Origin of the sequence: Oceanirhabdus sp. W0125-5 (assembly GCF_027938815.1) — a bacterium.
Lineage (GTDB): Bacteria > Bacillota > Clostridia > Clostridiales > Clostridiaceae > Oceanirhabdus.
Window position 1 is genome coordinate 4,593,970 of the sequence record NZ_CP115913.1, and the last position, 14,752, is coordinate 4,608,721.

The 14,752-nt window shown below is 28.3% G+C and carries 11 protein-coding genes; 1 reads left to right on the top strand and 10 read right to left on the bottom strand.

Annotated features, from left to right (window positions below):
* Positions 1 to 257: 257 nt before the first annotated feature.
* From OW730_RS21490 to OW730_RS21525, 8 genes are all read right to left on the bottom strand, one after another.
* Entirely contained in the window at positions 258 to 1,001 is a 744-nt protein-coding gene (locus tag OW730_RS21490; RefSeq protein ID WP_271226098.1) for a DUF6339 family protein, read from the bottom strand.
* A complete protein-coding gene (locus tag OW730_RS21495) occupies positions 991 to 1,842 on the bottom strand; it encodes a hypothetical protein (RefSeq protein WP_271226099.1) in 852 nt (283 codons plus the stop codon). Before OW730_RS21495 ends, OW730_RS21490 begins: the two co-directional genes overlap by 11 nt.
* 3 nt (positions 1,843 to 1,845) lie before the next feature.
* A complete protein-coding gene (locus tag OW730_RS21500; RefSeq protein ID WP_271226100.1) occupies positions 1,846 to 3,762 on the bottom strand; it encodes a hypothetical protein in 1,917 nt (638 codons plus the stop codon).
* Between the two features lie 357 nt (positions 3,763 to 4,119).
* Positions 4,120 to 4,845: an NERD domain-containing protein gene (locus OW730_RS21505; protein WP_271226101.1), complete on the bottom strand. Its 726-nt coding sequence runs from the start codon at positions 4,843 to 4,845 to the stop codon at positions 4,120 to 4,122.
* A gap of 383 nt (positions 4,846 to 5,228) precedes the next feature.
* The gene (locus tag OW730_RS21510; protein ID WP_271226102.1) at positions 5,229 to 6,608 is read right to left on the bottom strand and encodes a sensor histidine kinase; all 1,380 of its coding nucleotides are present in this window, start codon (positions 6,606 to 6,608) and stop codon (positions 5,229 to 5,231) included.
* A 13-nt stretch (positions 6,609 to 6,621) separates the two neighbouring features.
* Entirely contained in the window at positions 6,622 to 7,317 is a 696-nt protein-coding gene (locus OW730_RS21515) for a response regulator transcription factor (RefSeq protein ID WP_271226103.1), read from the bottom strand.
* Positions 7,318 to 7,468: 151 nt separating this feature from the next.
* The gene (locus OW730_RS21520) at positions 7,469 to 8,758 is read right to left on the bottom strand and encodes a tetratricopeptide repeat protein (protein ID WP_271226104.1); all 1,290 of its coding nucleotides are present in this window, start codon (positions 8,756 to 8,758) and stop codon (positions 7,469 to 7,471) included.
* A gap of 88 nt (positions 8,759 to 8,846) precedes the next feature.
* Complete coding sequence (locus OW730_RS21525; RefSeq protein WP_271226105.1) at positions 8,847 to 10,400, bottom strand: DUF4097 family beta strand repeat-containing protein; 1,554 nt, start codon at positions 10,398 to 10,400, stop codon at positions 8,847 to 8,849.
* A 408-nt stretch (positions 10,401 to 10,808) separates the two neighbouring features.
* On the opposite strand from OW730_RS21525, the gene OW730_RS21530 reads away from it, so the two are divergent.
* Positions 10,809 to 12,548 carry an ABC-F family ATP-binding cassette domain-containing protein gene (locus OW730_RS21530; RefSeq protein WP_271226106.1) on the top strand — a complete coding sequence of 580 codons (1,740 nt, stop codon included), beginning with the start codon at positions 10,809 to 10,811 and terminating at the stop codon, positions 12,546 to 12,548.
* Positions 12,549 to 12,920: 372 nt separating this feature from the next.
* Here OW730_RS21530 and OW730_RS21535 read toward each other — a convergent pair whose 3' ends face one another.
* Complete coding sequence (locus tag OW730_RS21535; RefSeq protein WP_271226107.1) at positions 12,921 to 13,775, bottom strand: carbohydrate ABC transporter permease; 855 nt, start codon at positions 13,773 to 13,775, stop codon at positions 12,921 to 12,923.
* Positions 13,776 to 13,802: 27 nt separating this feature from the next.
* A complete protein-coding gene (locus tag OW730_RS21540) occupies positions 13,803 to 14,729 on the bottom strand; it encodes a carbohydrate ABC transporter permease (protein WP_271226108.1) in 927 nt (308 codons plus the stop codon).
* Between the last annotated feature and the right edge of the window lie 23 nt (positions 14,730 to 14,752).

Here is a 14,752-nt window from a genome sequence, read left to right on the forward strand (position 1 = left end):
TTATTGCAATATTACTAGCTTCAAAGCAATATTTATTATTATCTTGAAAAATATATTCAATTATCTTAAACTAATTTCTACCAACAATTTCATATAGTATGTCCAGCTGTTAAAAAGAATAATTATGGTTAGAATAAAGCTTATTACCCAAATACATAACATTAAAAATCTGTTTTTAGCTATTAATTTTTTTAGTTATATGGTATTTAATTTCATATCACTTCCGAAATTAAAATTACCTCTTTGCTTCCCTAAAATTATTTCAAACAATAATATTTCTTCAAATTTTCCATAAATAATACCTCCAACTCTTTTTTATCAAGAGTTGGCGCTAAAACCACTGGATAACTTTTATTAAACTCAAATATTACTCTTCTTCCATATCTTTCATCTTTTCCAAGATCAGGTCTATCTTTTATTTTAGCCTTAAGAATTTGTGATAGATCATTCTCATAAACTATATCCAGCACATTCATCAAAAACTTATCATTTCTAAATATTTCATATTTAATTATGTAATTATATACATCAAGGTTTTCAACAATTAATCTCAAATAATGATCTCTATCCTCTTTATACTCAGTATTGTCAATAATATATTGTGATGCTATTACACATTTATAAATGTAATTTTCCCAATCAAATTTCTTGATAACTATGTTTTTAAATTGTGAATGTCCTTCTTTTAGTTGTGGATACTCACTTAATAGATACTCACTTTTATAAGCACAAAGCAATGAGTGCCAGAATAATTCATCCATATGAATTTCCCTATCTTCATCTAGATAATACTCTTTTATAATTTCACATGCATCTTTGAATTTTTTATATCTTCTTTCTTCATTTTTATCACTCAGATATACCGGAAAATCTGGTGCTTCTTTTATGAATACTGTTTCATCTGAAAAATACTCTGGGTTATCTAATATTCTTCCTTCTAAAAAATGTTCATAGAATTTTTCATCATTCTTATATCCTTTTTTTAGCAATTTAATTTCCATCAGAACTTAACTCCTTTACCGCTGTATAATACTTTTCAATCATTCTGTCTGTTATTTTATAAATAACTTCATCTATATTATCACTATTTAATATCTCTACAGTTTTGCTTTTCATTAAATTATAAAGCTTTAAATCCAAAAGATTCTCTGGTGGGTCTATTTCATTAATGTCAATATATTCATCACCTTTTTCTTTAACATTAGATTGAAGAAACTTTGTCAGTGCTCTTTGTAATCCCATATAAATATAAGCATTATTTAATTGTTCTTTATTTCTTATACCAGGAAATTGATATTCAGATTTCTTGAAAGTTATAACTATTGTTTCTTTACTTAAATGGAATTTTATATCTGATTTTAAATCCGGATCATGCTTTTTTTCAAAAATCTTTAAAGGATCTTTAAGTCTTCCATCAAGTATGCAAATATTAGAGAAGGCTAACACTGAATTTTTATCTACTTCTATTTCCTCTTTAAACTCACTATAGAATTCTGATAGTTCGTTATTAAGTGCAAATGAAATATCATGAACGGCTTTTATTAACAACTGAACTGATGTTCTTTTACTTAAAGAAATTCTTGTTTTTTTTATATCAATGTATTTATTATCTAGCTTGAAAAATTTATTGTCTTTTGACTGAACAACAAAGATTATTTCAGCCTTTTTCTCTTCTAAAAGCGTATTTAAAAAATCACATTCTAATTCATAATTAACATAAAATCTATAACTTTCAGCATCATCCTTAAGTTCTATGTTTAAATCAAAATAGCAATCTTTGTAACTGTTAGTTCCAGGTGTTAATACTGGATATGGAAAGTTGGCTTCTTTTTTATAAATCATTTTCTATACCTCCTTTACGTGATAAACAAATTTAAGAGTTTTATTATAATTTTTGTTCACAGTAGATTTCAGTTTAACAACCCCGTCATTCAGAGATATATCTTTTATTGCATTATCTTTTATATTTAGACTTTTACCTGTATTCATATCCACCACTTCTTTATAACTGCTTTCTATACTAAATTCATCAAGATGCTCTATACCCATTCCGTCAACTACTGCTAGAGATAAATCACACTTCTTTACATTCATCATTTCTTTGTTTTTAGAAAGATCAAGCTTGATTACTTCCTTTTCTCCTGCAAAACCTCTGCTTACATAACAAGGTTCTACCTTTAGAAATACATTAGACTTTCCATCTGAAGTATTTCTAGCTATTTTTCTCATTTTTCTTTGATTCTCCCCCGGCTTTTTATCCGTATTTTTCTTCTTCTCTTTTTTCTCTGTTTCTTTGTTTTTCTTTTCCCTTTTTTGTTTCCCCATATCAATTTGAACAATGTTCTGAGTCTTTCCTTTTTTGCCTTTTGAAACCTTTACAACTGGAGCAGCTTTCTCAAGATCCTTCTTAAAGGTAACATCCATATTATAAATAATATCTGATGTATCCATTTCACCATCTGGTTTGTTATTTTTAAGCATTTCATCAAGTATTACTTTTGCTATCTCTTTACCAAGATTATTAATAAACCTCTTAGCATTTTTTTGAAGTGTTTCATCATTGAAATGCTTCCATGACAGTTCAGTATGTGATTCATTTTCTAGAGATTTTAAATATTCATCTTCCTTTAAAGATACAGGAGTCAAAACTGCATTATAAGGTTTAGTTGCATGTCCAGAAACTTTTAAATCTTCTATTTTCATTCCAATGGTTCTAACAACACCAACTCTGCCTTTTAATATACGATCATCATAATTAAAATAAAGATTAAATTCATATTCATCTTTTAGATCTTTAACCTTTATCACTATATGATCTTTATTTACATATGTATCATAATAAATCGGAGTAAATACTTTTTTGATTTCCTCAATCCTCTGCTCTTTATAGTACTTTTCATTCTTAACAATATCTTTTAATGTTTGACTATTTATTTCCATATTGTTAACATAAACAACTAGTTTCTTTTCAAGTATAGCTAAAAAGAAACTGTCGCAAATTCCTTTAACAACTTCTACTTCATTATTAAACTGATCTCTTAGAAAAGGAATAATAATTTTTAATCCTCTCTCATTTTTCTCAAATATACCATTGTACTCATTTTCATAAGGATGATATACCCCGTTACTATCTTTTGTAAAGTATCCAGTAGCTCTATATCCCTGATTCTCATATTTATGTTCAATAAGTTGAATATTTCCACCTAAGTGCTTGTTTCCATTTTCATCGCAGTTAGCAAAAAACATGAGAAAAAGATCGGAAGCAGCATTAGATGCAATTTTCCCAATCCCATGAGATCCTCCTCTTAACTTTTCTTTTTCGCTGTCCTCATCTTCAATGTGAACACCTTTATTATATGCATAGGCTCCAAATGAGCTTCCCTGAATTCCTTTTTCACAATCCGACGCTCCTTTTAATCCCTTAGTGTTCAGATCCTCAAACGAGATATAACTGCACTGATTTTGATAAGTCTTTTTTTTCATATGTTCAATTGTTTCTTTGGTATATCTGTTTTCACCCTTTAATGCATATATTCTTTTATATACTTCTTGAATACCTGGTATCTCAAAAGTATTAACCCTTCCTAAATTTATTTTAACTACTACAGGTTCATCATTACCTACTAGTTTTCCATCCAAAGAATTTTGGATATTCTCTCTTACTAATCCTGCTATTCCATTGCTATAAAAATTCTTTAACACCTTATTAAAAGAATAATCTTCTATGTGATCAATCTTTGCAAACTTCCAATAATTATTCATTTATTACACCCTCTAATCCATTTTTATATGATTATTAACCTTAATTTATTCATTCCTATTTTGTAAAATTTTATCATAATTACTCACATCTTATTATATTACTTTTTCTGATATTTTCAACCATATTGAGGGTTTGAATGAATTATTTTCTTGACGTTTTTTCATTTTACAAAATAAAAAGCCATAGTAACTATGACCTTTATACTTATATTTCTTTAATTATTCCTACTGCTTTTCAATAATTACCTTATCAACATTGTCAATATCTGCAGCAATATGCTATCTCCTCTTAATTTATAAGAAAAGTTATTTTTAACTACACATAACTTATAATTTTTAATTTAAAATTATTTCATTCTACTTCCCCACATACCTACACCCCGGAAAATTACTACATCCCACAAACTCCCCATACTTACCTTTTCTCTTAACTAATTCTCCACCACATTTAGGGCATATATTTTTACTAACTTTCTCATTTTTTTCTCTAACATCTTTTCTAATTTCTTTAACATGTTCTTTCTTAACATTCTTATCTTTAAGAGCTGCATTTTGAAGTAAGTTACATATCTCACTCAACTGAGCTTTAGTTATTTTTTTCTCATTATATTTCAATATAATTTTCTTAACCTGAGGTATGTACACTACATGTTCTTTTTCTACCTTAACCTTTAACTCTGCTCTATCACTAAATGCAACAATTGGAATAATAGGTACATCAACTTCTTTTATTAACTCTTTCACTGCCATAACATGTCCATAATTCTGCCTAAGTGGATTGTATAATTTGTTCTTTGTTTTATATATTGTCTGTGTCCAATACTCACTTTTCTCTGTTCCCGTTATCCAACCTTTATAATTTTTAGTCTCAATTACGAATATTCCATAGAGTGATACTACTAAATGATCTATCTGAGTTGTCTTACCTCTGTTAGTTGGTAGGTAAACATCATTAAGTATTTTATATTCTTCTTCATTTAACCCATTTAACCGTATACTAACCGACTTTTCTCCAAGATATCCCTTTACCTTTGGTGAGGATAAAATCAATATCACAGCAATAATTATAATACCCCAAATCATATATATTACTCCATATAATCCATTATTTTATATCACATTACATATTTTATCACTATTCTACTTTAAATGGAATATTTATAGTTGTTGATATACTCTTTTTAAAACGAATTTTAACTATTATTTTACTATATACAGAAATACAATGAATTTAAGATCTTTTAAGATTTAAATAAACCTTAAATTAGCAATAGATGCCTCTTTTATAAGTTTTAGTAAAGGATTTATCCCTTATAAAATCTATAAGAAACTAATCCTTATAAATTCCTAGAAAAATTGAAACTAAAAAAGAAATTTAACACTCATATTACTTCAAAAAAGAATCACTCTAGAAAAATAATGTAAAAAAAATAGAGAACGATAATTCGTTCACTACTCGTATAGCTCTAGAATTTAAGACATACCTTAACTTTTGTACCTAATTGTATACTACTCGCTATCTCCAGCTTTCCTTCGTGAAGTATCATTATTTCATTACAAATTGCAAGTCCAATACCACTACCAGCTTTCTTACTGTCTGCCTTAAAAAATTTATCCTTAACTTTCTTCAAATGTTCTGGCTTTATTCCAATTCCATTATCCTCTACAAAAATACAAAGATAATCATCATCAAAATCTGTATATATACTTATACATCCTCCTTCCGCCGTAAACTTTAAAGCATTATCCACTATATTTATAAAAACCTGTTTAAGTCTATTTCTATCACCTTTAATTATTGGAAGTTTATGAAGATTTACTTTTAAAGAAATCTTATTCCTTTTTGCTCTAGGTTGCATTTGCTTTAATATACTTAAAAGTAGTTCTTCAATATTTATCTCCTCAATATTAAGAGTAATCCTTCCAGATTGAAATCTTGAAAAATCTAAAAGTTCTTCTACAAGTGAAGTTAATCTTTCACTTTCCTCTACGATTATATCAAGACCAGCCTTTCTCTTTTCTACATCTGTAAATTCTTTTAATTTTAAGGTTAAAGCCCATCCTTTAATAGAAGTTAAAGGTGTGCGCAGCTCGTGAGATACAGAAGATATAAAATCATTCTTTAATTTCTCATTTTTTAATATTTCTTCTGCCATATAATTTAGAGTATCTGCCATACTACCAACTTCATCATCATACTTTTTATTTGCCCTTACAGAGAATTCACCTTTAGCCATTAATTTTGCAGTATCTGTGACGTTTTTTATAGGGTATATTATAGTTTTTGAAATAAGAATACTAACAACTGTAGAAATAATAATAACTATTAATGCAACCAGGGTATATGTAATAATATTTTTATTAATTAGTGAATTCACCTCTTCAAGCGATGTAACAAAACGTAATACTCCCACTACATTTTCCCTTACTTTTAATGGTTCAGATACAGCCATTATATTTTCTGATGTATATCGCTCTTTTCCTTTCCAAACAGCCGTACTGCCGTATAATGCTTTTTCTATATCAGAAGATTTTATTTTGCTTAAAGTATATACACTTAAAGAATCGGCTAACACTAACCCATTGTTATCTATTATTTGTACTTCAACATTAATAGATTGTGAAAAACTTTTTATTAAATCATCAGCAATAACTTCAAGTTTTTTATTACTCATATATTTACCATAAACATCACTTGAAATATGGGCATTTTTTATTAGAATATCCTCAATGCTGCTATAATAATAATTTTTAATGCCAATATATAAAGCTCCACCTATAATTAATATTGTAGTCAATATAACAATCAGATGACTTACTATAATCCTACTTTTTATACTTTTCAATGCCAATCACATCCTAAAATTTGTGAAATCTATATCCATGACCCCAAAGTGTTTTAATATATTTAGGCTCTTTTGGATTATCTTCTAGTTTTTCTCGCAATCTTCTAATATGTACATCAACTGTTTTATATTCTCCTATAAAATCTTCCCCCCACGCTAAGTTCAGCAGTTCTTCTCTTGAAAAAGCTTTTTCAATATTCTCCATAAGAACTTTTATAAGTGAATACTCTCTGTGAGTTAATATTATTTCGATATTGTTCTTGTACATTTTATGTGAATTAATATCAATTCTTAGATCACCACTAATAATATTGTCTGATGAATCTAAGTGTCCATTACTTCTGCCTGCCCTCCTAAAAATAGCACGTATTCTAGATACTAGCTCCATAGGATTAAAAGGCTTTACCATATAGTCATCTGCTCCCAAATCAAGTCCTATAATTTTATCCATATCCTGCCCCTTCGCAGTCAACATAATTATAAATATATCTGGAAAATCTTTTCTAATTCCCTTGCATACCTCGTAACCATCTATACCGGGCAGCATAATGTCAAGAACAACCAAATCAGGTTTTTCACTTTTACATAAATTTAAAGCTTCCTCACCAGAAGAAGCCTCTATTACATGGAAATTACTTATAGAAAGATTTACTACAATAAATCCTCTGATATGACTTTCATCCTCCACAACAAGTATTTTTTTATTCATAAAATCAGCTCCAAATGATTATTTTAGGATTGGCTTAAAATTTACTTCCCCTTTTGTTTCAAAAATGTGCGTGATTCTTGCACTTTTCGAAACAATAATAGGGGAAGTTATTTTTCAACGATTCCTTAAGTACATCAATTTAATAAGTATATTACTGTAAATTATTTAGCTCGTCCATAACAGGGTAATAGATCAAATGTTTCTTTATTTCTGCTACAGGATTCTCTTTTAAAAAAGATATTTTTGATAACTCTTTAATGATATCATGTGATTTTTCAAATGCTTGTTTTGCTTCTATTTTTTTATCTTTACCTAAATATGTTTTACCTAATTGAAAATATACATCTGCTAAATCCAGTCCAGTTTCCATATTAATATAATCCTGATACTCTACTGATTTATTATTACTCACTACTTCACTTAATGTATGAGATAAATTTAGTATAATATCTTCAGCTTCATCATATCTTTGTAATTTATTTAAAGCTTTTACTCTCAATAAATCAAATTTATAATCTTCTACTTCTAAAACAGGATTACCATCTTTTTTAATTTTAAGAACTTTGTCAATAGACTTCAATGCATCTTCTGATTCACCAGCCTTTATCTCCGCATCAATTAAATGATACCAGGCAAGCTGAGCTTTATCATTTATATCTAAAATTTTATTATTATATTCTATAACATCATTAAAGTAATCTGAGTACAAATCTTCTTTAGGAACAAACATAATTCTATTTGCATCATGTCCTATTACATTAACGCTATAAAGATCTGATCTCTCCCTATACCATGCTCCAAAAACAAATCCCTTATTATTCTCATGGGAAAAATCACTTAATATCTCAAACTTGTTCCACATACCAATGTCCATTGAGTGAAGAACTCCACTTACATTTTTCAAAGTGTACATGGTGTACTCTGAACCTGCATAATCACTTACTAATTTACCTATTATTAAGCTTATCTGATCCTTATTGTAAACTTTTGCAGTATCAATAAAGGATATGCTTGTTCTATTTATTTCTTCTGTAAGTATGGAATCCCATCTATTATTTTCTTTCTTTAATATAAAGAAATATATTTTAAAATCTTCATCAGTTTCAAAAAAACCAAAGACTTCATCAATATTATCACCATCTAAATCCATATTATAGACTGATTTCTTACTCACTATTTTATCAGGTGATAAAAGTTTTGCATTATGTGATAAAAAAATTTTTTCAACAGCTTTTTTATAATCCACTTCTGCACCATAACTTTTAAAATCACTTTCAGTATTCTCTTTGATATCAGCTTTAATTTGCTCTTTAGAAATTTCAGGTGGTTTTAATAGTGATGAAGGTGAAGAATATTTTGCACATGCTGAAAAAAGCATGGTAGTAGATAACAATACTAAACATATTCTAAATTTTTTCTTCATACACATATTAATTTTCATAACTTTTCCTCCAATATGTATAGCATATGCTATTATTTCCATTAAGGCAATATGCAAAAGTATTTTATCTTCTAAGTTTTAATTAATACTATTTTCCTATTAACTCAACAGATCCATTATAATTATTTATACTAATATCTATATCACTTTCCCCTATTTTTTTGTGTATACTTTTTTTGATCTCATTTTTATATACATTCAACTCAAAATCATTTTTAATGTCTCCATATTCACACTTAATATCAAAATCCCCACCTTGTTCTTTTGGAATATCCAGTGTTACATCACCATATTTATTTTCTATATAAATATCTTCTTTAAAAACACACCCGTTCTTTACATCTACATTTCCAATATACCCTTCAATTGTTAGCCCCTTTTTTACTTCTCTTACTGTAATATTTCCGTGTTCATTATCTACTTCTACATTTCCCTCAACACCTTCAATTTCCACAGTGCAGTTATAACCTTTTATATCTACGTTACCTTTTATAGAAAATGCCTGTATGCTATCATATTGATTTTTTAACTTTACATCTTTATCTACATTCTTAACACAAATTTTACCCATACAATTATCAACTTCCACCTTACCTGAAGTTCTATCTATATTAACATAACCATAAGAATTTTTAATGTATAAATCTCCACTTATATTATTCAAAGTAACATTTCCATGTGTGTTTTTCAATTTTAAATAACCATCAATATTCTTTAAGTCTATATCACCGAATGAATTCCCTATATTAATATTCCCATTTAAATCGCTAATATCTATATTTCCATACTTATTCTCTATATTTACACTAATTTGTTTAGGTACTTTTATAAGATAATCAACTTTAATACTTACCATTTTCTTATGATCATAAAAATTATGAAAATGCTTTAAATCCCAAGATGAATTTCTATACTCATATGACTTAATTTTTAATTCATTCTCTTTAATTTCAATTATAGAATCGGATATTTTCTCTGCATATTCTTTATCATTATTAATAATCGTTATATATGCTTCTACTTCTATATTTTTTCCTACCCCTTTAATTATTTTTATACTACCAAAAGGATTATTTAATGTTAAAAGTTTATTTTCCGCTGTATTTAAGGTAAATTCCTTTTTAAATTTGGATTTATATCTACAACCATTTCCATATACAAAATCACACTTTAAACCCTCGAACTCAGAATGTTCATCAAATAAAATTTGCACTTTTCCCCTTGTTTCATTACCAACTATCCAAACAGTATATATCCCCTTTTCTTCTGCGATTATATCCTTACTTCCCTTTGTATTTCCTTTTATAATGGTAATTACTTTATTGTGAGGATTAGCAACTGCTATATTAAATTCACCATCTTTTATTTCAGATTGATATTGTAATGTTTTCTTTTCTCCCTTATCCATATTTAATTCACATATTTTATCTTTTCCTGTGAATCTTTCAAAGCTTATAATATCGTCATTTTCACTACGTGTATAAAAATAAAATTTTTCCTTAAGATAATCATTTAATTTTAAATCTGTATCCAGCGTAACTTCTTCACTTTTATTAATATCTGCATGTGCATATATATTAAAGTTTAAAACAACTATTACTAAAGATATAATACATACCAAAATAACCTTTTTGTTTTTCATACCATCATCTCCTACTTCAAACTTAATATCTGTAACTCATTTCTAAAATACTATAATTATTACCCTCCCCTTTTAAGAATAATGTTTGTCCAGTGACTATTTATTCCATTATAGATAATCATCATCATTAAAGTAGTTACATGAAAGTAAAAAATAGTTACGAAAGAGTTACGTGAAAATCATTATAGCGTATACTTATTACTTGTGTTTCTTCATGTATTTGAACTTGCCTAATATGACATGATTGAAATTAGTAGTAAAAAGTGTTATGCTATCAACAGTAAAACCAAAAATAATGTCGATACTACATATATAATCTTCCCAATTGCAAGATTGCGATTGGGAAGATTATATATTGAAGAGCTTATTTTTATAGGCTCTTTTCAAATGATGAAGAGAGGTAATAATATGATAAAGGTAGATAACTTGTCCTACTCATTTCCGAAAAAAGATCTATATAATAATATTTCATTTACATTAGAAGAAGGTCAACATTGCGCTTTTATAGGAACAAGTGGCAGTGGAAAAAGTACCCTGATAGATATAATTATGGATCCTGAAAGATATATGTTCGATGGTAAGTTAGAAATGGACCCAAATTGTACAATTGGGTATGTAAGTCAGTTCTCACAACTAGACAAAACAAAAGAAACTACAGTTTTCGAATATATAGGGGAAGAATTTATTAAGCTACAAAATGAAATAACATCTATTTGTACTGAAATGGAAACATCTTCGGATATTGATACTTTACTAGAAAAGTATCAACAAGCTTTAGACGCATTTGATGCAATTGGTGGGGATGATTTCGAAAGCAAAATTAATAAAAAACTAAATCTTGCAAACCTAATCAAGCATAAAGATCTAATGATATCTGAACTTAGTGGTGGAGAATTCAAACTGGTTCAAGTAATTAAGGAAATGCTTAATAGTCCAGGCTTAATGATTATGGATGAGCCAGATGTGTTTTTAGACTTTGAAAACCTTAATTCCCTTAAAAATCTAATTAATTCTCACAAAGAAACAATGTTAATTATTACGCATAACAGATATCTATTAAATCATTGTTTTAACAAAATTATACACCTTGAAAACAAGGAACTCCAAGAGTTTGATGGAAGATATATTGATTATAACTTCTCATTACTTCAAACTAAAATTGAGTTACAAGAACTCTCTGCTGCTGATGATGAAGAAATTAGAAGAAGCGAGACCTTAGTCAATAAACTAAGACATATCGCAACTCATAATTCTGATACTGCTAAAGGAAGAGCTCTAAGGCGTAGAGTTAAAATTCATGAAAGATTAGAAGAGCGTAGAATTAAAACGCCATTTGTAGATATTAAACAACCAGATATCCGTTTAGCTACTTTTAATAAAATCGAAGAAACCATTGCTCTAAAAGTTAATGATTACAGTGTTGCCTTTGATGAAATGCTTTTAGAAAATGTTAACTTTGAGATTAAATCCACTGATAAAGTAGCTCTTATCGGTTCAAACGGTACCGGAAAAACCACTTTATTGAGAGAAATCTTTAAAAATAATCGTGATTCCATTGAAATAAATAATGATATTGAAGTGGCTTATTTATCTCAAGTTCAAGGAGAAATACTAAATGAGTCTAATACAATACTTGAAGAGTTCTTCGATGCAGGATTTGAAACTTCTGAAGAGATTAGATCATATATTTCAAACTATGGTTTTGAGGAAGAAGTCATTGATCAAAAGATAGGATCTTTATCTGGTGGAGAAAAGAATATACTTCAATTGGCTAAAGTTTCTGCTAGTAAAGCAAACATGTTGCTTCTGGATGAACCAACAAGCCATTTAGACACATATTCACAAATAGCACTTGAAAAAGCCATAGAGCGCTATAAGGGTGCGATTCTAATGATTTCTCATGATTACTATTTTATAATTAACTGTATGGATTATGTTTTAATCATTGAAGATAAAACAATTAGAAAAATGAGTATGCGAAAATTTAGAAAGATGATTTATGCTAATCATTTTAATAAAGACTATTTAGAAATTGAACAAAAGAAAAAATCAGTTGAAACGAAAATAGCATTAGCTTTAAAAGATACTGATTTTGAGCTTGCAAAAATTTTATCTGAAGAGTTAGAAGAGCTGATTAAGTTGCTTTAACTTCTCTAGAATACTTGTAACCTTAGTTCTTACCCATGAGACCTAATATCAATTATAGTTATACTAATACCAATTTCCTTTAACATTCTCTAAACATAACTCATATGATAATACAAAAGTTTATAAAAGGAATAAGTAATTTGAAGAATGTTGACAAAATGTCTGAATACAATTATTGGCTTAACAGAGCAATGTTCTTCATCATTCACTACTTTAGGCATGTTGAAGAAAATAACAGTCAAAGATACGAAGTATATTGACTAGTTATTTTCTTCTTATACCCTACCACTTAATTCACCTTAAACAGTATTCCACCACAAATAAATATAATTTTAATAATAGAATTCAGTTGTGTCGTGTTAATATAACATATTATTCTTTAACAGCTCCTGAAGTTAATCCACTAACTAGGTGTTTCTGTATTGCTATAAACAATAGAGTAACAGGTAACACTCCAATTACAGATGCTGCCATCTTTTTATGCCAGTAAACCTCAAAGGCTGTACCTATATCCGTAAGCATTAGTGTTAAGGTTCTCATTTCATCTCTTGTTATAAATGTCATTGCAAATAATAAATCGTTCCATGCTACAATAAAGGCAAATATCCCTGCTGAAATTATTCCTGGGGCTGCAATGGGAAGAATTACTTTAAAAATAGCTTGTACTCTAGAACATCCATCTACCATTGCTGCTTCTTCTAGATTAGTTGAAATAGATTTAAAATATCCTGTTAAAAGCCATACTGTCATTGGAAGAGAAAAAGCAGTATTTGGTAGAATTAAGCATGCATATGTATTTAAAAGGTGTAGTGATTTCATAATCTCATACATAGGAATTATAAATACAACAGGTGAAAACATTTGTGTAGCCAGCATAACAAACAAAAATGATTTTCTACCTGTGAATTTAAATCTTGCCAGTGAATATGCCGCAAGACTTCCAAGTACAATACATATTATCATTGTGCTTGATGAAACAATAAGACTGTTTATAAAACCTGTCTTAATATTATAACTGCGGGACCAAACATCAGAAAAGTTGCTCCACTGAATCACATCTGGAAACCATTTAGGTGGCCAGCATACTACTTCCTCATATTTTTTTAAAGATGTTAAAATCATAACAACAGAAGGAAATACTAAAAATGATATTATAAAAATCAACAACATATGTGTAAGAATTGTTTCTATTCTACCTTTTCTCTTCTTAAATATTGTATTAATCATCACTTAAACTCCTTTCTTTTCCTTCTATTATTCTTCATCAGTAACTGTAATTTTCCAATATATTATGCTCAGTGTTATCAAAATCAGGAATACAATTACAGACATTGCAGAGCTTAATCCCATATCGAACTTTCCAAATGCCTGTCTATATATTTTTATAATTAAAGTTTCAGTTGCATCAACTGGACCTCCCTTAGTTAAAATCCATATAATGTTAAATGAATTGAATGTCCAGATAAAAGTGAGAGTAGATGTTACCAGAATTATATTTTTCAGCTGTGGAAGTGTAATTGAAAAAAACTTATTTACTCTATTTGCGCCATCTACCTCTGCTGCTTCATAAAGGGATTCTGGTATAGCCTGAAGCCCTGCTAAAAATACAAGAGTCACAAAAGGTATCCCCGCCCAAGCATCATTGATCACAGTTGAAATAAATGCCAGTTTTCTCTCTCCAAGCCAAGATATCTTTTGTGAAGTTATACCAAATTTCATAAAGAAATAATTCAAATAACCATAATTTCCATCATAAATCCATGCCCATATAATAGAGGATACAGCATGAGGCATTGCCCATGGTATAAGTAAGAGAGTACGATATATTTTTATTCCACGAATTTTTTTACTTAATAATAAAGCTAATAATAAACCTATTGATAATTTTATTGACACAGAACATATGGTCCACATTAATGTTCTACCTGCTGATCTGCTGAAATCACTATTAGTAAATAAGTAGCTAAAGTTTTTTAAACCCACAAACTCACTATTTGGATTCAACATAGACATCTTAAAAAAAGAATATTTAAAAGTTAAGCATAATGGATAGAGAAATACTAAAATCATAAATAAAGCTGAAGGTAACAAAAATAAATAAGGTACATACTTCTTTTTAATTTTTAACTTCTCTGTATTCCTTGACTGCGTTTTATAATTTTCAGAACATGAAAGTCTCAATTTTTCACTTCCTATCTATATTA